A 20,031-nucleotide genomic window follows, 5' to 3' on the forward strand; every position below is an offset into this window, starting at 1 on the left:
CCGTCCTATTCCGCCCGGGCATCAGATAGAGAGTAGTCCGCGTTTTTAACGGCCTTTCCGCCATTTTCCGTGCACCCACCGCGAACAGGAAGGGTGCACGGATTTTTTTATATTTATTCTTCCGGAACGAAGCGCCCTGTTTTCAGGGAAAATTTTACACATGATCATCCTATCACCATACAAACAAACCGACAAGGCCGGCGCTCATGAGTGAGACAAGGATACCGGAAAGGATTAAATAGCCTGCATTTTTCGAAATATGGTTGACGGTGGCCTTGTCCGACAAATCTTTAAACGCGCCGATCACCATCCCCAGCGTCGAGAAGTTCGCAAAAGAAATCAGGAACGTGCAAAGGACGGCGCGGAAATGCGGTGCGAACGTATTGACTTTTGGCGCAATTTCACCCATTACGACAAATTCATTGGTAACCAGCTTTGTCCCCATATATTGTGCCATATGGAAAGCCTGGTCTGCCGGCAGCCCGAGCAAAAAGCTGAACGGGAACAAGATGATGCCCAAAATCGATTCCAGTGTCAGCCAAGGGGCTATGAGCATCAGAAGTTTGTCAATCAATGCGGCAAGTGCGACAAAAGCGATAACAGAAGCGGCAATGATCAAAATCAATTTGCCCGCTGCCAGAATGGAGTCGCCAAGGAAAGAAAAGAAAGGTTCTTTTTCTTCTCTTTTGACTTCCACCACTTTATCTTCATCCGGATCTATCTTTACAGGGTTCAGGATGTTGACCACAATAATGGCGTTGATAATATTGAGCGGAATTGCAGAGAGCACAAACTGTCCCGGCACCATTTGTGTATAGGCCCCGACAATAGCCGCGGTAATGCAGCTCATCGACATCATCGCCAGCGTTAAATTCCGCTCCGGGCTGTTCTTTTTAATTTGCAGGCTGGAAACCGCCAACGCTTCCGTATTGCCCAGAAACATCATTTCAACAGAAAAAAACGACTCGAATTTCGGCTGGCCGGTAATTTTGGACAAAATCCATCCGAGTTTGCCGATAATCCAAGGCAATACATTGAAATAAGTTAAAATGTCAAATAAAGGAACGACGAGCAGGATCGGAAGCAACGCACTGACGAAAAAGTCCATTTGTTTGACATGCACCCAGCTGGAAAATGCAAACCCGATGCCGTCGTAAGCCGTCTGCACGAGCCAGTTAAAACCGTATGCTGCCCCATGCACCATGGCGCGCCCTACCGGAAAACGGATTAAAAACCAGGCCAGGAAAATATTGAGAATAACCATCACGGAAATGGATTTCCAATGAATATTCTTTCTATCCTTTGACAATAAATAAGCGACGCCAATAAATACCAAAATGCCAACGATGTTGAGAAGCAAATATCCGAACATGGCACAGACCTTCTTTCCATTAAGATAAACAAAACATTTATGAAGCTTTCAGCATGTCCCTTGTACGCTTCCGGTTACATCTGAAACTTCAAATGTAACCGGAAAAAAATCATACAAAAACATGGTGGCTGTGTTCTGTTTCACAAAGTGAATATAACACTGAATTGAACAATTATAAACGCAAACATAAAATTATTTTCAAAGATTAAATTTTCAGTTTACAGGAAAGGGAAGAAAAACCAGGAAGGGCAATAGATTCCGGGAAAAAGAAGAGCCGGCCGATAAACCGGCCGGCAACATTTTTTGCTTACTTTACAGCAGCATCTAAAGCAACGCGGATCATGTCATTGAATGTAGTCTGGCGTTCTTCGGCCGTTGTCGCTTCCCCTGTTAACAGGTGGTCGCTGACCGTTAAAATTGCCAGTGCTTTTCTGCCATATTTGGCTGCCAGCGTGTAAAGGGCTGCAGTTTCCATTTCTACGGCCAAAATGCCGTATTGTGCCCATTTTTCGTGGTCAGCGTAGTCATCATAGAATAAATCTGCACTGAACACATTGCCGGCTTTCAAATTCAATCCTTTTTCCACGCCGCTTTCGTATGCGCTTTTCAGCAAGTCAAAATTTGCCAGCGGTGCGTAATCCATTGCACCGAAAATTTTCCGGTTGATTTGGGAGTCGGTCGATGCCCCCATGGCTAGAATGACATCGCGGATTTTGACATCTTTTTGAATGCCGCCGCATGTCCCGACACGAATTAAATTTTGCACACCGTAATCCTTCATCAGTTCCGTGATATAAATCGAAATGGAAGGAATGCCCATGCCTGTGCCTTGGACCGATACTTTTTTGCCTTTATACGTTCCCGTAAATCCGAACATATTTCTCACTTCGTTATAGCATACCGCGTTCTCAAGGAAATTTTCCGCAATATACTTCGCCCTGAGCGGGTCTCCCGGCAACAGGATCGTGTCAGCAATCTCGCCTTGTTTTGCGCCAATATGTGTGCTCATTTTATGATGCTCCTTTACTGAAATTGTCATCCGTAAAAATGGCCGGATGCAGCATGCCTGAATTGTTGAAAAAGGTGAAAAGATAGTCAAACCAAGATGCATCTTGAATTCTAGTGCCAATATAACACGCCCGAAAAATTTTGTAAACGCGGACATGAAAATAATTTCACAAACCCGATTGCCAAATGAAAAGAAGAATGGTTAAAATAAAGGCAGAAAGGGCTGCTGCATGTTTGCATGCCAAGCCATGCTGCCGCGCTGCACGATTTTCCAAAAAAATTTTACACAAAGCGCCATTTTCGTGTCAGGCCGGGGAGGGGAACCTGATGAAGAAAGAAATGGAGAAAAGCAAGTTAAGCATTGAAGTGGCAGAGCTCTATTATCAATTGAACTACAGCCAGCAAGAGATATCTGAACATTTGAAAATATCACGCCCGACGGTTTCCAGATTGCTGCAATACGCGAGAGAAAAAGGATATGTGCAAATTAAAATTGCGGACCCTTTCGTGGATTTGCAGCAACTCGAGCAGCAGCTGGCCGAAAAATACCGCCTGAAAGAGGCGTGTGTCGCGTTTTCACCTGCATCAGATCCGGCAACCATTCTGCATTATGTGAGCATCCGGGCGGCCGAGTATTTAAGCGGGTTGATCCGAAACGGTATGAGTATCGGCATCAGCTGGGGATCGACCATCTATGAGGTCGCGGCAAAACTTCCGAAAATGCATGTAAAAGGGGCAGAAGTGGTACAGTTAAAAGGCGGGACGAGTTTCTCGCATGTAAACACGTACGCATGGGAAACGTTAATGCTTTTCGGCAATGCCCTGCAGACGCTCCCTGTCTATTTTCCGTCGCCGCTGTTGTTTGAAAAGGCGGAAGCCATGGAAATCGTCATGCAAGATCAATCCATCCAAAAAATTATAGAGAAAGGCAGGGAAGCCCAGGCAGCCATTTTTACGGTCGGGGCTGCAGATGAAGAGGCCTTGCTGTTTAAGCTCGGTTATTTTACCGAAGCAGAAAAAGAAAAACTGATGGAAAAAGCGGTCGGGGATGTGTGCTCACGGTTTATAGACCGAAATGGAAAGATATGCGACACGTCGATTGACAGGCGGACGGTGAGTATTGAACTTGCGGAACTGCGCAAAAAAGAATGGTCCATCCTCGTTGCGGGCGGCAGGCGGAAAGTCCTTCCTGCCCATACGGCACTTACAGCCGGCTATGCAAATGTATTGATTACCGATCAACATACCGCCAAACAATTGCTGGGCATGGAACAGGGATAAAGTAGGGGTTCCGGTAAAAGAAGAAAACAGGCATGCGGTTTCCTGCATTGTGATAGCCAAGCAACATAGTGCAATACAAATGCCGGGATAAAAGGTCCGCGGAAAACGGGTGTGCTGATTGGCTGGATTTTCCAGATTGCCGGCTTGCAATAAAGCCAATCCTGAATGGACGCCACGCACGAAAAAACAGGCGCCCCCAATATCGCTGTGTCCCAGATATTGACAAAGAAAAAACAGAGGGCTATGATGGGGGCGAAAGGAAGCGATTACAGCAGGTAAAAATATTTACCGCGTTTTCCGGGTCTTCCTTGCTGCCTGCCGGCCAACCGTTTTTTCAAGTAAACCTTTCAATGTGGCTGTCATTCTGTTTTCACAACGGGGTGCCTGAGTAGTACCAGCAAATGAGGCAAGTGAGTTTTCAAACCATGTTTTGGCATAAAGGAGAGAACAATGATGGCAGAAAAATTTAAAAGAGTATCGATTATTGTACTGGATTCGGTCGGAATTGGAGAAGCGCCCGATGCAGAAAAGTACGGCGATGAAGGGTGCGACACACTCGGCCATATTGCCGAAAAAATGAACGGGCTCAACGTCCCGAATATGGCAGCGATGGGATTGTCCAATATCCGTCCAGAAAATCCGCTCGTTGGGGTGCCGGTTCAGGAGCATCCGAAAGCTTTCTTCACCAAAATGCAGGAAATTTCTGCAGGGAAAGACAGCATGGACGGACACTGGGAAATGATGGGCCTTCCTGTCACAAGCCCGCTGCACACGTTTCCGGAAGGTTTCCCGGATGAATTGATAAAAAAAATCGAGGATTTCAGCGGCCGCAAAGTGCTTTGGAACAAACCGGCAAGCGGCACGGAAATCATTAAGCAGTTCGGTGAAAGACAAATGGAGACAGGGGAGCTGATTGTGTATACTTCCGGGGATTCTGTTCTCCAGATTGCGGCCCATGAAGAAATCATCCCGCTTGAAGAATTGTACAAAATCTGCGAATATGTGCGGGGGCTGACGATTGATGAGCCTTACCGGATCGGGCGCGTCATTGCAAGGCCGTATGTCGGAACGTCCGCCGATAATTTTACAAGAACATCCAACCGGAAAGATTTTACACTGGAACCACCGGAAGAAACTGTGATGGATTTTATCAAAGACAGCGGGCTGGATTCCATCGCCATCGGCAAAATCAACGACATATTCAGCGGTCACGGGATTACAAAAGGATTCCACACGGAAAGCAATATGGACGGCATGGATAAATTAGTGGACGAACTGAAAAAACCGTTCCACGGCCTCTGTTTTACAAACCTTGTCGACTTTGACGCGAAATACGGCCACCGCCGTGATCCGATCCGTTACGGACAAGCGATTGAAGCGTTTGACAAACGGCTGGATGAAGTGCTGCCGGAACTGTCGGAAGAAGATTTACTGATTATTACAGCTGACCACGGAAACGACCCGGCGTTTAAAGGAACGGACCATACACGGGAATTCGTGCCGCTGCTTGTCTACTCCCCGCGTTTTAAAGAAGGCCGCGCCCTTCCTGTAAGGCAGACGTTTGCCGATCTCGGCGCAACGGTCGCAGAGAACTTCGGTGTCCGCGCGCCCAAAATCGGGACCAGCTTTTTGAACGAACTATGCTGAAAAGAAAGGTGACGAGCCATGCGGATGATCGATATTATTGAGAAAAAACGGAACGGCAAAGAACTGGCAACAGAAGAAATCAACTTTTTTGTGAAGGGGTATACAGAAGGCACCATTCCCGATTATCAGGCAAGCGCCCTGGCTATGGCCATCTATTTCCAGGATATGTCAGACCGTGAAATCGCGGATCTGACCATGGCGATGGTTCATTCCGGGGAAACGCTTGATCTGTCCGCCATCCACGGCATCAAAGTGGACAAACATTCAACCGGCGGTGTCGGTGACACAACAACGCTTGTCCTGGCCCCTCTTGTCGCAGCACTCGGCGTCCCGGTAGCGAAAATGTCGGGCCGGGGCTTGGGGCACACAGGCGGTACCATTGACAAACTGGAATCCATTCAAGGGTTTCATGTTGAAATTACGACAGACCAGTTTATTGATTTGGTGAACCGGGAAAAAGTCGCGATTATCGGACAAACCGCCGAGCTGGCCCCCGCTGATAAAAAGCTGTACGCACTCAGGGATGTCACTGCGACGGTGGACTCCATTCCGCTGATTGCAAGTTCAATCATGAGCAAAAAAATTGCTGCGGGTGCAGATGCCATTGTTTTAGATGTCACAACAGGCGCCGGCGCTTTTATGAAAAATGAAGAAGATGCCATCCGCCTCGCTGAAACAATGGTCCGGATCGGCAACCATGTCGGCCGCAAAACCATGGCCGTGATTTCCGATATGTCCCAGCCGCTCGGATATGCCATCGGGAATGCCCTCGAGGTAAAAGAAGCCATCGATACGCTAAAAGGAGAAGGCCCTGACGATTTGACGGAACTGGTGCTTGCGCTCGGCAGCCAGATGGTGGTGCTTGCCGGAAAAGCAACGACATTGGAAGAAGCAAGGAACATGCTGAAAGAAGCCATCGCAAGCGGCGCCGGCCTTGCAAAGTTCAAAAAATTTGTCGCCAATCAGGGCGGGGATCCTTCTGTGATTGACCATCCGGAAAAACTGCCGCAAGCGAAATATGCGATCGATCTTCCGGCAATAACTTCCGGGTACGTTTCCCAAATGGTTGCGGACCAGATCGGGGTTGCGGCGATGATGCTGGGGGCAGGACGCGCTACGAAAGAAGACAAAATTGATTTTGCAGTCGGGATCGTTTTGCGGAAAAAAGTAGGCGACCGGGTAGAAGCCGGAGAACCGCTCGCCACGATTTATGCAAACCGGGAAGCAGTCGAAGACGTGAAGGAAAAAATATACGACAATATCACCATTTCCGATCACTTCGAGGAACCGAAACTGATCCATAAGATCATTACAGAATAATATATCCTATTGAAAGGGGAAATTTTATGGCGAACCTTGCAGCGTATATCGACCATACTTTATTGAAACCGGAAGCAACCGAAAAAGACATTTTAAAATTAACAGCAGAAGCCGCACAATATCATTTTGCATCTGTCTGCATTCATCCTTACTGGGTGAAATTGGCTGCCAGAGAGCTGGCTGGAACAGGCGTGAAAGTCTGTACCGTCATCGGTTTCCCGCTTGGCGCCACAACGACGGAGACAAAAGCCTTTGAAACGAAAAAAGCAATCGGGGACGGCGCGGATGAAATTGATATGGTCATCAATATCGGCGCATTGAAAAGCGGCAATACAGAAGCCGTGGAAGCGGATATCCGTGCGGTCGTGGAAGCGGCACAAGGAAAATTGGTCAAGGTCATTATTGAGACCTGCTTATTGACAAACGAAGAAAAAGAATTGGCTTGCAGGCTGTCTGTCAAGGCTGGCGCCCATTTTGTCAAAACGTCAACCGGATTTTCAACAGGGGGTGCCACGGTAGAGGATGTAAAACTCATGCGGCAAACAGTCGGGGACAAAGCCGGCGTCAAAGCTTCGGGCGGAATCCATACAAAAGCAGAAGCGGAAGCCATGATTGAAGCCGGCGCGACAAGAATCGGGGCCAGCTCTGGCGTGAAAATTGTGAGCGAATCGTAAGCGGGGGTTCGCCCGTTTTGGCTGTCGGGCCGGTGTAAATCTTAAGCGATTAAGAAAGGGAGTGCGAGACATGGATGTTGAAAAATGGGTCAAAGATGCCATTGAAATCCGGAAAGCCGCCTATGTTCCTTATTCCCACTTTGAGGTCGGTGCCTGCCTTGTTACAAAAAGCGGGAAGGAATATTTAGGATGCAATATTGAAAATGCATCATACGGATTATCCAACTGTGCGGAAAGAACGGCTATTTTTAAAGCTGTATCCGAAGGGGAAAGGGAATTTCAATACATGGTCATCGCCGGCGATACGGATGAACCCATTGTGCCATGCGGGGCATGCCGCCAAGTGATGAGCGAATTTTGCGGGAAAGATATGCCGGTCCTGCTTGTCAACACAAAAGGCGACAGGCGGCTAACCACTGTCGGAGAACTCCTCCCCGGCGCATTTTCCAAAGACGATATGTAAGCCAAAAACAGGCAGCAAACATGTTTGCTGCCTGTTTTTGTGCGGCGATATGCGGGACCAGCATGCGCTTATATGCAGCGGATTCCTGCAATTATTTGGAATGCATAAAGATCATTCGTACGGTTTTACCGTTTAAAATGGCATTTCGAACGATTTTCCCTCGAAAATAATCACCAACGTATTCGCCGAATCCAATTTTTCCTTGCATTCAGGCACCAGCCTGTATACAATAAGAAACATAACTTCAGTATTTTTCATAACTTCGGTATTTTTCCATAACTTCATAACAGAACCCCTTATACAGGGTCACGAACAAGGAGGAGAACGATGTCAAAAGTAAAAAGTTCCAACTTAGGTTACCCTAGAATTGGAGAAAAAAGGGAGTGGAAACAGGCGCTCGAGCAATTTTGGTCAAAAAAGCTTTCTGAAGAAGCGTTTTTAAAACGGGTAAAGGAATTGCGCTTGAGTTATTTGGAAAAGCAAAAAAATAGCGGGATCGATCTGATTCCTATCGGTGATTTTAGCTTATATGACCATATTCTCGATACTTCAGTTCTTTTCGGCCTTATCCCTGAACGGTTTCACCATCAAAACGGCGCTGTCAGCTTAGATACATATTTTAGTATAGCCCGCGGCAATTCTGACGCGGTTGCTTCCGAGATGACAAAATGGTTTAATACCAATTACCATTACATCGTCCCGGAAATAAACGCCGGCACTCAACCTTATATTACTGAAAATCGTTTGCTCAATCTTTATCTTGAAGCGAAGCAAGAGCTGGATATTGACGGAAAGCCGGTTATTGTGGGCCCCGTTACCTTGTTAAAACTATCAAAAGGGTTTGAAAAGAAGGACTTCCCGAATCTTTTGCGCTCCCTTATCCCGCTTTATATCGAAGTCTTTGCTGATCTTCAAAGAGCGGGAGCAACATGGATTCAAGTCGATGAACCCATTCTTTCGACAACGCTTGACAAGGAAGAGCTTGGCTGCTTTAAAGAAACGTACGAAGCTTTTCATCAAGCTGTTCCCAATTTGAATATTTTACTTCAAACATACTTTGAATCTATTGATCATTATCAGGACGTAACGGCCCTCCCTGTCCAAGGGATTGGCCTTGATTTTGTATATGATGGCGGCGCAAATCTTGAATCACTTAAAAAATACGGTTTTCCGGAAGATAAAGTGCTTGCCGCCGGAATGGTAGATGGCCGAAATATTTGGCGCACCGATCTGGATGAAGCATTACATCAAGTAAATGATCTCCTCCATTTTGTGGATCAGGAACGGCTTTGGATTCAGCCATCCTGCAGTTTACAGCATGTTCCCGTCACGGTCCGCCAAGAAAACGGGCTGGAGCCTGTTTTAAAAAATGCGATCAGCTTTGCAGATGAAAAACTGAAAGAAGTCGTGGCACTTGTAAAAGGCGTGAATGAAGGGCGCGATGCCATTCTTGAAGAAATAAAAGAAAGCAAAGAAGCGATACAGGCATTAAACCGCTCATCACATCGAAACATTGATTCGGTTAAAGAGGAAATTCAATCGCTTGGAAATAGCATGCCAGCACGGCCGTTGCCATTTTCCAAGCGGCAGGCCATACAAGAAAAGAAGTGGCAACTGCCGCTTCTGCCGACGACAACCATTGGCAGCCTGCCGCAAACCAAAGAGATCCGCTCAGCCAGGCAAAAATGGCGCAAGGGTGAATGGACGGAAAGCCAGTATGCGCAATTTATTCAGCAAAATATCGCAAAATGGATTAAAATTCAGGAAGACCTCGGCATCGATGTGCTCGTCCATGGTGAATTCGAACGGAATGACATGGTCGAATACTTTGGCGAAAAACTTCGCGGCTTCGCTTTTACCCGTTTTGCCTGGGTTCAATCCTATGGTTCCAGATGTGTCAAGCCGCCGATTATTTTTGGCGATGTGGACCTGGAATCGCCAATGACCGTAAAAGAAAGCACCTATGCCCAAAGTCTGACAACCCGGCCGGTCAAAGGCATGCTCACCGGCCCTGTTACGATTTATAATTGGTCATTCGTTCGAAATGATATCAGTCAATTTGATGTCTTCAAACAGATTGCGCTTGCCTTGAAAAAAGAAATTCATGCCCTTGAGGAAAATGATATTCGGATGATTCAAGTAGATGAACCCGCGATTCGCGAAGGGTTACCATTAAAAGAGGAGAAAAAAGGAAAGTATCTTCATGATGCTGTTTATGCTTTCCGCTTGGCAACCAGCTATGTGGATCATAGCACCCAAATCCATACACATATGTGCTATTCGGAATTTGATGAAATCATTGATGCCATCGACCAACTGGATGCTGATGTGATCTCAATCGAGGCTTCCAGAAGCCATGGGGAAATCATTTCCACTTTTGAAGACCATGAGTATGACAAAGGGATCGGCCTCGGTGTCTATGACATTCACAGCCCCAGAATACCAAGTGTGGAGGAAATCAAGACGAGCATTGAACGTGCGCTTCGCGTGATTGACCCTAAATTATTCTGGATCAATCCTGACTGCGGCCTGAAAACAAGAAAACCGGAAGAAACGATTCCTGCGCTTAAAAATCTTGTCCAAGCGACGAAAGAAGTCAGGGAAAAACATTTACAGCTCAAGTAAAAGCTAAAGGATATGGGCTTCAATCGGGCTCATATCCTTTTTTAACGCCTTCGTGAGGAAACCGTGCCTTTATAATGCCCCCGGGAATGGCGATATTTGTGGCCATTAACTGCCGAAGCCGAATATTTGTGCCGCACCCAATTTTTGTCTCTCTGAAACGAGCTAGCAAGCAATCCTATAATGAAGGAATTTGAGGTTTGCACAAAAAGAGTCCCTTATGACATTCATATGATGGGTTCAACTGTGGCGGGCGTTAATACACCCGGTCTCCGTTAAAAATGGAACTTTTTACAACGACATAGTCCACTTTCCGAATGTCCGCCAGTTTGTTACCGCCGGCATAGGAAATGGCAGATTGCAAGTCCTCTTCCATTTCTTTCAGCGTATCCTGAAGCGGACCTCTGTATTCCACGTACATTTTTTTCCCTTCGACGTTTTTGCGTTCCCCTTTTTGAAACTCCGATGCCGAACCGAAATACTCTTTGTAAAGTTTTCCGTCCATTTCAATCGTTTCACCCGGGGATTCTTCGTGCCCGGCGAAAAGGGAGCCGATCATTACCATTGTCGCCCCGAACCGGACCGATTTGGCAATATCGCCGTGCGTGCGGATTCCGCCGTCCGCAATAATCGGTTTGCTTGCCGCCTTTGCACACCAGCGCAATGCCGCCAGTTGCCAGCCCCCTGTTCCGAACCCGGTTTTAATTTTTGTAATGCATACTTTCCCCGGCCCGATCCCGACTTTTGTGGCGTCTGCCCCGGCATGTTCCAATTCCCGGACGGCTTCAGGCGTGCCGACATTTCCGGCAATGACAAACGTTTCCGGCAAGTGCTTTTTGATATGATGGATCATATCAATCACGGCATTCGAATGGCCATGGGCAATGTCAATTGTTATATACTCCGGCACTAGGTTTCTAGCGGCCAGTTCTTCGATAAACGCATATTCTTCCGGCTTGACGCCTGTGCTGATAGAAGCATAAAGCCCGCGCTCCTTCATCTCCTTCACAAACGAAAGCCGTTTTTCCGGCTGAAAACGGTGCATAATGTAAAAATATCCGTTTTCCGCAAGGTAGACTGCGATTTTTTCATCAATGATGGTTTGCATATTGGCCGGCACAACAGGCAATCTGAATTTACGCCCGCCCAATTCCACACTCGTATCACATTCCGACCGGCTGTTTACAATGCATTTTTCCGGAATCAGCTGAATATCTTCATAATCAAACACTGTATCCATGGTTTTACACCCCTAAAAACGAATATTATTTGAATATAACTCAATAAACGTTCGTACATTGGTACTTTACCTGATTTTTTTACAATTGTCAAAGGTTTTCATGAAAGTGCACCATCCACCCCGATGCCGGCGGCCAGCACGAATCTTAAAAAAATATAATAATACTTGACATGTCGGAATAGTGGAATTAAAATGAATTTAACCTTTCAAACGGGAAACCACATCTGACGGGTACAGATGTGGAAAGACAATTGAAATATTTTGAAGCCGGCCGGTCAACCGAAGGCTCCTCACTTTGTGAAAAAGATGAGGGGCCTTTTTTGCGGCCTTATACCCACTAAATAAATCGGAATGATAGGAAAGGAGACGGTGCCCATGTGTACCTCCTACATAATGCTATAAAACAGGAAAGGAGAGAGGGAAATGTTAAAAAAAGGAAAGCGGCTGGTGCCGGTCTATTTGCTGCTGATCACAGCCATTTTTTTACTCATTAGCGGATGCAGCACCGCAAAAGAGGATGCAGCGGCGGCAAAACCGGGCGCAAAAAGCGGCAAAGTGGTCCGGATTGGCTATCAGAAATTCGGGACCTTAAACATTTTAAAAGCGAAAGGGACACTTGAAAAAGCACTGAAACCGCTCGGCTATTCCGTAAAATGGACGGAGTTTCCCGGCGGCCCGCAGCTTTTGGAAGCGCTGAATGCGGGGAGCCTGGACTTTGGCCACACGGGGGAAGCGCCGCCTATTTTTGCCCAGGCGGCAGGGGCGCCGCTCGTATATTTTGCCAATTCGGTCAGCAATCCAAAAGGGGAAGCCATCATTGTCCCGAAAAATTCCAACATTCACAGCCTCAAAGATTTAAAAGGAAAGAAAATCGCATTGAACAAAGGCTCGAATGTCCACTATTTGCTTGTACGGGCATTGGAGAAAGCCGGCATTTCCTACAGCAGCATCCATCCGGTTTTTCTGGCGCCCGCCGATGCGCGCACTGCATTTGAAAAAGGGGATGTCGATGCGTGGGTGATCTGGGATCCGTTTTTGGCTGATGCACAGCTGGCAACGAAAGCCCGCACCATAGTGGACGGCACCAGCCTTGTCGAGAACCGGGAGTTTTTCCTGGCAGCAAAGCCGTTTGCACAAAACCATGCGGACGTTCTCCAAGTGATTTTTAAACAACTTGAGAAAACAGACCTATGGGTGGAGAAAAATCCAAAGCAGGCGGCTGAATTCCTGGCGCCGCAGATTGGAATAGATAAAAAATCATTGGAACTGGCGCTCAGCCGCAAACAGTTTGGCGTTGAAAAAATCACAGCGCAAACGATTAAGGGCCAGCAGCAAATCGTAAATGAATTTTACAAACTGAAGTTAATTCCGAAACCAATCAAAGTGAAAGAAGCATTTTTATCCAAATGAAGGGGGAATAAAGGATGAACGTATTTTGGTTTATACCGACACATGGCGATTCGCGCTACCTGGGGGTAACAACCGGCGGGCGGGCCGTCACATTCAACTATTTAAAGCAAGTGGCACAGGCTGTCGATCACCTCGGCTACACCGGGGCTTTGCTCCCAACCGGAAGATCTTGCGAAGATGCATGGGTGACGGCCTCGAGCCTGATTCCGGTTACTTCAAAAATGAAGTTTCTCGTTGCGGTCCGGCCCGGGATCATGTCTCCATCGCAGGCAGCGAGAATGGCCGCAACATTTGACCGGTTTTCTGAAGGGCGGCTGCTCATCAATGTTGTCACCGGGGGGGATCCGGTTGAACTGGCGGGGGACGGTCTCCATCTCAGCCACCGCGAACGTTATGAACTGACCGATGAATTTCTGACAATCTGGCGGAACTTGCTCGAAAACAGGGAAGCCGATTTTACAGGCAAATATTTAAACGTAAAAGGGAGCAAACTGCTCTACCCGACGGTGCAGCAGCCTTATCCGCCGCTTTATTTCGGCGGGTCGTCGGAAATCGGGCAGGAAGTGGCGGCAAAACATGTCGATGTCTATTTGACCTGGGGCGAGCCGCCGGAAAAAGTAAAGGAAAAAATCAGCCATGTCAAAAAACTGGCGTCAGCACAAGGAAGGACAGTGCGTTTCGGCATCCGGCTCCATGTCATTGTCAGGGAAACGGAAAAAGCGGCGTGGGATGCTGCCAATGACTTGATCCGGTATGTGGATGATGAACTCATCCAAGCGTCCCAAAAGATTTTCTCACGGTTTGACTCGGTCGGCCAGCAACGGATGACATCCCTGCACAACGGCAGACGGGACCATCTTGAAATCAGCCCGAACCTTTGGGCCGGCGTCGGGCTCGTGCGCGGCGGGGCGGGAACGGCGCTTGTAGGCAGCCCGGAAATTGTCGCAGAAAGAATGAAGGAATATGCAGAACTTGGCATTGAAACGTTCATTTTATCCGGTTATCCGCATCTTGAAGAAGCGTACCGGACGGCTGAGCTGTTGTTCCCGTACCTGCCGCTTGAGCAGCCTGATGCCCCCGCTTCCAATATCATCAGCCCGTTCGGCGAGATTGTGGCGAACGATGCACTGCCGAAAGTATTAAAGTAAGGAGGCCGGTCTGATGTTGAAAAAACGCGTCATGCCATGGGTGGTGCCGGTTTTCCTGCTGTTTGCCTGGCAGCTTGCAAGTTCGGCCGGCATTTTGCCATCCAATGTGCTCCCAAGCCCTGTTGCCGTTGTAAAAGCGGCTTGGAGCCTCACACAATCCGGGCAGCTTTTCGATTATATCGCCGCCAGCGCAAAACGGGCACTGGTCGGATTTTTGGTTGGCGGCGGAATCGGATTTGGGCTCGGGCTGTTTACCGGGCTGTCCAAAAGAGCGGAGGGCCTGCTCGACAGTACCGTGCAGATGGTCCGGAACGTTCCCCATCTCGCCCTGATTCCGATTGTTATTTTATGGTTCGGGATCGGGGAAGAGGCGAAGCTGTTTCTCGTCGCGCTCGGCACCTTTTTTCCAATCTATTTAAATACGTTTCATGGCATCCGTTCGGTGGACAGAGCGCTGATTGAAATGGGGGGCGTTTACGGGCTGAAAGGGCCGGCGCTTTTTTGGCATATGATCCTGCCGGGGGCGCTTCCTTCCATTTTGGTCGGTGTGCGCTATGCGCTCGGGGTCACATGGGTAACCCTAATTGTGGCCGAAACGATTGCATCCAACTCCGGTATTGGCTATATGGCCATGAACGCCCGCGAGTTCATGCAGCTTGACGTTGTCGTTTTGAGCATTGTCTTATATGCCCTTCTTGGAAAATTTTCCGACTGGCTGGCAAAAATCGCGGAACAACGATTGTTAAAGTGGCACCCGTCATATCAAAAATAAAGGAGGAGGAAACGATGACGAATAAGGTGTTTGCTGTGGAAATTGAGGGGCTGGAAAAATCATTCGGCAGCCATCGCGTCCTGCGTCATCTTCATTTGAAAATAAGGAAAGGGGAATTTGTTGCGATTGTCGGAAGGAGCGGATGCGGCAAAAGTACGCTCCTCAGGCTGCTTTCAGGGCTTGAAGCGGCAAGCGGCGGAAAAATTCTTATAAACGGGGCGCCTTTATCCGGCATAAATAGATCGGCGAAAATGATGTTTCAGGACGGCCGCCTGCTCCCGTGGAAAACCGTGCTTCAAAATGTCAGCCTGGGCCTTGCAGGAGACTGGAAGCATGCGGCCTGTGAAATGCTTAGAAAGGTCGGACTGGAAGGGCGTGCGGATGATTGGCCTTCATCCTTATCCGGCGGGCAGAAACAAAGGGTGGCGCTGGCGAGGGCATTAATCCATGAGCCGGACATCCTTCTCCTCGATGAACCGCTTGGGGCGCTTGATGCTTTAACCCGGATTGAAATGCATGCGCTGATCCAGTCTCTTTGGCTCGAAAAACATTTTACAGCCATATTGGTGACGCATGACGTGGAAGAAGCAGTCGCCCTCGCCGATCGGGTAGTGTTAATCGAAGAAGGGGAAATTGCGATGGACTGCCCGGTAAAACTCCCTTATCCGCGGAAAAGGGACCACGCCCTCTTTGCAGCAACGGCCAATCATATTTTAAACCGCATTTTAGGGAGCGGCCACCCGGTTTTGCATGCAATGAAAAATTAAGGAAGAAATGGGGGATTCATATGGCGGAAAAAGTGGTACTGCTGAACGGGAGCCCTTCTGCGTATACGAGATTAAATGGCATCCGTGATTATATCAGGGCCGGGTTAAGGGGGCACGGGTACGAACCGGAGCTCATCAATATCCGGGAACTTCCGGCCGGCGATTTAATGCATGCCCGGCAAAGCCCGCCCATCACCGGGGCATTAAGAAAAGTGGAAGAAGGCGATACGATAATCATTTTGACACCGGTCTATAAAGCGTCTTATTCCGGATTGCTCAAGACATTTCTGGATCTTTTGCCACAAAATGGCTTATCCGGCAAGCAGGTGCTGCCGCTCGCCATGGGCGGTACATTCGGCCACTTGCTCGCGCTCGATTACGCCCTGAAACCGGTCTTGGCTTCGCTCGGGACAACTTGCATTGAAAAAGGGGTGTTCATTCTCGACCAACAAGTGAAAAAAAAGGATGGGTTTTATGAACTCGACCGGCAAGCGGCTGGCCGCCTGAATGCTGCTTTAAAAACAGCATTTCCGCAAATTTCCATACCGCTGTACTCTTAAACAAATCCGGCATTTGGACGATATCCAAATGCCGGCATTCGTGTAGCACGAACAACGGGAAAAGAGATAACCGGAATGCCGGCGCCCGTCATCCCATCTTTTGTTTGGGAAGTGCCGCTTTTTTCTTTTCCAGTGCAAACCGGACTTTCTCGGTTGTTTCGATCTGTGTGATGTTTCCTTCATGGATCGAAATGACCACTGTTCCAAACTCCAGTTTTTGCAATGATTCCATAATGCGGGCTACTTTCGTTTCATCAATATGAGCCATTTTTCATACCCCCCAAAATAAATTTCGTGTGTGCGTGGTGGTCCGGCCGGCAATGCGGATGATCCAAAAAAGAAAGGCCCCCTTCAAGAAAAGTTAAGAAGAGGGCGCGGCTCCTTAACTTATCTTCCAAGCTTGGCGCTTGCTGGAATTAGCACAGTATTCCCAAAAAGAATCTGTTGCTGAGGTTTCCTCGGGCCAGTCCCTCCCCCTCTCTTGATAAGCTGTATAGAAATAATTTGTTAAAACTATGATAAATAATATTATTCCGATTTGTCAACTTATATTTTTGGTATTTCGGCTGCTTTTCGGGCAAAACCGCTTCGGATAGGGTATGATAATAGAAAAAGTGTGTTAAGGGTGTGAGATTGTGCCAGAGACAGATGTATCCAAGTTTGAGAAGAAAATCGAGGTGCGGAACATCCGCTTCGAAGACATTGATGATATTATGGCATTGTCGAAAAAATGTTTTCCGGGGATGGAGCCGTGGAAACACGAGCAGCTGGAAAGCCATATCCGGATTTTTCCGGAAGGGCAGTTTTGCGTGGAATACGAAGGGAAAATCGTCGGTTCCTGCTCCAGCTTAATTGTCAATTTCGATGAATACGAAGACCAGCATACATGGGATACGATCACTGCGAACGGCTACATTACCAACCATAATCCGCACGGGCTCAACCTGTACGGCATTGAAGTGATGATCGACCCGGAATACCGGCGCATGAAGTTCGGGCACCGTTTGTATGAGGCACGGAAAGAGCTTTGCCGGAAAATGAACCTTCAAAGCATCATCATTGGCGGCCGCATTCCGAATTACAGCAAATATAAAGACAAAATGACCCCGCGCGAATACGTGGAAGAAGTCGAGATGCACAATATTTATGACCCGGTTCTCTCCTTCCAGCTGCTTGAAGGGTTCCAGATTATGCGGATCAACAGGCAGTATTTGCCGGATGATACAGCATCCGCTTCATTTGCAACGCTTATGGAATGGCATAACGTAGATTATTTGCCGAAGTCCCGCCGTGTCTATCATGCTTCGTTCCCGGTCAGGATTACAGCGATCCAATATATGATGAAAAAAATTGATTCCTTCGATGATTTTGTTAGACAGGTAGAATATTATGTCGATGTGGCCGCGGATTTCGGTTCTGATTTCGCCGTTTTTCCGGAAATTTTCACCACGCAGTTGATGTCCTACCTGGAAGAAAAACGCCCTGACCAGGCAGTGCGCCGGCTTTCCGGGTACACAGACCAATATATTGAACTGTTTACAGAGCTTGCCGTACGCTACAATGTCAACATTATCGGCGGGTCCCATTTTGTGGAAGAAGACGGGGGCATTTACAATGTCGCTTTTTTGTTCCGGCGCGACGGGACGATTGAGAGGCAGACCAAACTCCATATTACGCCAAATGAGCGGAAATGGTGGGGGATCGCGGAAGGAAACGAACTCAATGTATTTGATACGGATTGCGGGAAAATTGCGATTCTGATTTGCTATGATATCGAGTTTCCGGAGCTGGCCCGTGTCGCTGTCGACCACGGTGCGAACATTATTTTTGTCCCGTTTTGCACGGACGACCGCCAGGCCTATTTGCGCGTCCGCTACTGCGCGCAGGCGCGGGCCATTGAAAACCAGGTGTACACCTGTATTGCGGGAACAGTCGGCAACCTGACCCACGTGGAAAACATGGATATCCAGTATGCCCAGTCCGGGATCTTTTCCCCCTCCGATTTCGGCTTTGCCCGGGACGGCATTGTCGGAGAATGCGATCCCAATGTCGATACCGTTGTTGTCGGCGATGTCGATCTTGAGAAACTGCGCCGCAACCGCAACAGCGGCTCCGTCCGGCAACTGGCCGACCGGAGAAGGGATTTGTATCAGATTAAGATCAACACCAGGTCCTGAGCATGACGGACTGGACGCAAGACCGGCCGGGCAGCCGCCAAGTGCCTGAACGGCTGCTTGGAAAACCCGGATACCGCATCAAAAAACCGCTTAGAGGATGGAAGCTCTAAGCGGTTTTTCATGATTCAGGCGATCTTCAGCACGACCATCAGGCTGGTCATCAACACAATGCTGATCAAAATGGACAACGAGTTCAACGTGCTGGACATGGCGACATTGCCGCCGCATTTCTGGGTAAATGCCGTGCAGACGGCGGAAATCGGCGCAAACGCGATAATCACGAGCACGAGCCGAACTTCAAGCGGCAGCGGCAGCAGGAAATAAAAGAATGCTGCAAACAGGATGGCCATTCCGTAACGGATGATAACGGCTTTTAAGATGCCTGAAACCTGGCTTTTTTCAAGCCGGAGTTCAAAACCGATCCCGATCATCAGCATGGCCAGAAAGCCGTTTGCCTGCCCGACGATTCCGGTAAATGCAGTCACGCCTGTCGGCAATGTAATATGCAAAAGCGACAGCACGAGCATGATCAGATAGGTATCCATCGGGATGGATGAAAACATTTTTTTCAGGTAAGATGCCGCATTTGTTCTTTCGTTGTTGGCAACGGCGGAAGCAATCGAATATGTGCCGCCCGTGCATAAAACCGAATTGCCGGCATCGAACAGGCAAGTTGCCACTACGCCAACGGGCCCCAGGAAATTTTGTACATAGGGGAGTGTAAAACAGCCAATATTATAACCGGAATAATTGATCATGTTAAAGGCTTTTTCCGTATGGGTACGGCGCCAGGAAACGATATAGCCGGTTGCAATCATCACTAGATTGCAAAAGACGCCGATTGCAACAAGCATTAACAGCGAAGTTTCAAGGGAGAGTTTTTCAAAATTTGTAATCACGGCGCATGGCAATGTAATGTTTAAAACCATGCGGGAAACCAGCTGAAAATCATCCGGCTTAAAAAATCCAATCCGCTTCAAAATGTAACCGAGCACAATGATCAAAATAAACGAAGCGGCTTTCGTCAACACAACACCCACATTTTTCCCAGCTTTCTTTTTGATCTAATTTCATTAAAAAACAATGAGAAAGAAACGGCAAGGAAAATTTTTGGCAACAACTTTTTTTCGGGTAATGTGCCGGTTCTTTTTTTTCCTTAAAATAAGGATGGAAAAAGACTTTTGGATTCAGGCATGGGAGCGGGCGATTAAAAAGGATTTGTAAATTCAATTTGTGAAAACTATATAAAGTGTTGATCTTGCATGGCTATTGTGATCCCGGCAACGCATATAAAAAGTCCTCTTTGGCGATGTGAAGGATCTCGAAACGGGGATCCGGACCAAACCAAGAGGACCATTTTTTGAGAATCTTTTTGTAAGAAGAGGGACTTGCGGCTATTCATGTGAGCAGAGAAAAACGGGAAATTTACTTTTTTAAGAATTCAACATCTGCCCTTGTGTCAAGCAAATCACGATTGAGGACAGTTCTGAAGAGTAAATTCATCAATTTTTAGATGTTTTATGATAAAATGACTTATCCACATTTAGAAAATTTTTCCATCTATTTTTTC

At 47.7% G+C, this 20,031-nt stretch carries 16 protein-coding genes, 1 pseudogene and 1 riboswitch; of the genes and pseudogenes, 12 read left to right on the forward strand and 5 right to left on the reverse strand.

Annotated features, from left to right (window positions below; all coding sequences use genetic code 11):
• Positions 1-172: 172 nt before the first annotated feature.
• Complete coding sequence (locus IC21_RS01105) at positions 173-1,372, reverse strand: NupC/NupG family nucleoside CNT transporter (RefSeq protein ID WP_029141861.1); 1,200 nt, start codon at positions 1,370-1,372, stop codon at positions 173-175.
• Between the two features lie 307 nt (positions 1,373-1,679).
• The gene (gene deoD, locus IC21_RS01110; protein WP_013860540.1) at positions 1,680-2,381 is read right to left on the reverse strand and encodes a purine-nucleoside phosphorylase; all 702 of its coding nucleotides are present in this window, start codon (positions 2,379-2,381) and stop codon (positions 1,680-1,682) included.
• Positions 2,382-2,707: 326 nt separating this feature from the next.
• On the opposite strand from deoD, the gene deoR reads away from it, so the two are divergent.
• The 6 genes and pseudogenes from deoR (at position 2,708) to metE (ending at position 10,390) form a co-directional block, all read left to right on the forward strand.
• Positions 2,708-3,661, forward strand: a complete 954-nt coding sequence (gene deoR / locus IC21_RS01115; protein WP_029141860.1) for a DNA-binding transcriptional repressor DeoR — start codon at positions 2,708-2,710, stop codon at positions 3,659-3,661.
• A 453-nt stretch (positions 3,662-4,114) separates the two neighbouring features.
• Positions 4,115-5,308 (forward strand): phosphopentomutase, encoded by a 1,194-nt coding sequence (locus tag IC21_RS01120; protein WP_029141859.1) that lies wholly within the window; start codon positions 4,115-4,117, stop codon positions 5,306-5,308.
• Positions 5,309-5,326: 18 nt separating this feature from the next.
• Positions 5,327-6,628 (forward strand): pyrimidine-nucleoside phosphorylase, encoded by a 1,302-nt coding sequence (locus tag IC21_RS01125; protein ID WP_029141858.1) that lies wholly within the window; start codon positions 5,327-5,329, stop codon positions 6,626-6,628.
• Between the two features lie 26 nt (positions 6,629-6,654).
• Entirely contained in the window at positions 6,655-7,302 is a 648-nt protein-coding gene (deoC, locus tag IC21_RS01130) for a deoxyribose-phosphate aldolase (protein WP_029141857.1), read from the forward strand.
• Between the two features lie 55 nt (positions 7,303-7,357).
• Positions 7,358-7,765, forward strand: a pseudogene (locus IC21_RS01135) (cytidine deaminase); the annotation flags it as partial.
• 327 nt (positions 7,766-8,092) lie between these two features.
• On the forward strand, positions 8,093-10,390 hold the full coding sequence (metE, locus tag IC21_RS01140; protein ID WP_029141856.1) for a 5-methyltetrahydropteroyltriglutamate--homocysteine S-methyltransferase: 2,298 nt from the start codon (positions 8,093-8,095) through the stop codon (positions 10,388-10,390).
• Between the two features lie 253 nt (positions 10,391-10,643).
• Here the strand turns inward: metE and guaC are convergent, their stop codons facing one another.
• Positions 10,644-11,627 (reverse strand): GMP reductase, encoded by a 984-nt coding sequence (gene guaC / locus IC21_RS01145; RefSeq protein WP_017552293.1) that lies wholly within the window; start codon positions 11,625-11,627, stop codon positions 10,644-10,646.
• Between the two features lie 423 nt (positions 11,628-12,050).
• On the opposite strand from guaC, the gene IC21_RS01150 reads away from it, so the two are divergent.
• The 5 genes from IC21_RS01150 to ssuE are packed head-to-tail and all read left to right on the forward strand — an operon-like array spanning position 12,051 to position 16,284.
• Complete coding sequence (locus IC21_RS01150) at positions 12,051-13,037, forward strand: sulfonate ABC transporter substrate-binding protein (RefSeq protein WP_029141855.1); 987 nt, start codon at positions 12,051-12,053, stop codon at positions 13,035-13,037.
• 14 nt (positions 13,038-13,051) lie between these two features.
• Entirely contained in the window at positions 13,052-14,185 is a 1,134-nt protein-coding gene (ssuD, locus tag IC21_RS01155) for an FMNH2-dependent alkanesulfonate monooxygenase (RefSeq protein ID WP_029141854.1), read from the forward strand.
• A 13-nt stretch (positions 14,186-14,198) separates the two neighbouring features.
• Positions 14,199-14,957, forward strand: coding sequence for an aliphatic sulfonate ABC transporter permease SsuC (gene ssuC, locus IC21_RS01160; protein ID WP_029141853.1), 759 nt, complete (start codon positions 14,199-14,201; stop codon positions 14,955-14,957).
• A gap of 14 nt (positions 14,958-14,971) precedes the next feature.
• Entirely contained in the window at positions 14,972-15,724 is a 753-nt protein-coding gene (locus IC21_RS01165; protein WP_029141852.1) for an ATP-binding cassette domain-containing protein, read from the forward strand.
• Positions 15,725-15,744: 20 nt separating this feature from the next.
• The gene (gene ssuE, locus IC21_RS01170; protein ID WP_029141851.1) at positions 15,745-16,284 is read left to right on the forward strand and encodes an NADPH-dependent FMN reductase; all 540 of its coding nucleotides are present in this window, start codon (positions 15,745-15,747) and stop codon (positions 16,282-16,284) included.
• An 88-nt stretch (positions 16,285-16,372) separates the two neighbouring features.
• On the opposite strand, the gene IC21_RS01175 is transcribed toward ssuE, so the two are convergent.
• The gene (locus tag IC21_RS01175; RefSeq protein WP_017553067.1) at positions 16,373-16,552 is read right to left on the reverse strand and encodes a YezD family protein; all 180 of its coding nucleotides are present in this window, start codon (positions 16,550-16,552) and stop codon (positions 16,373-16,375) included.
• A gap of 116 nt (positions 16,553-16,668) precedes the next feature.
• A riboswitch (SAM riboswitch) is annotated at positions 16,669-16,775 on the reverse strand.
• 144 nt (positions 16,776-16,919) lie between these two features.
• Here IC21_RS01175 and IC21_RS01180 point away from each other — a divergent pair.
• Entirely contained in the window at positions 16,920-18,461 is a 1,542-nt protein-coding gene (locus IC21_RS01180; protein WP_019721568.1) for a bifunctional GNAT family N-acetyltransferase/carbon-nitrogen hydrolase family protein, read from the forward strand.
• A gap of 125 nt (positions 18,462-18,586) precedes the next feature.
• On the opposite strand, the gene IC21_RS01185 is transcribed toward IC21_RS01180, so the two are convergent.
• Positions 18,587-19,501: an AEC family transporter gene (locus IC21_RS01185; RefSeq protein ID WP_029141850.1), complete on the reverse strand. Its 915-nt coding sequence runs from the start codon at positions 19,499-19,501 to the stop codon at positions 18,587-18,589.
• Positions 19,502-20,031: the final 530 nt, after the last annotated feature.

The organism is Heyndrickxia coagulans DSM 1 = ATCC 7050 (assembly GCF_000290615.1).
In the GTDB taxonomy this organism is placed as follows: domain Bacteria; phylum Bacillota; class Bacilli; order Bacillales; family Bacillaceae_C; genus Weizmannia; species Weizmannia coagulans.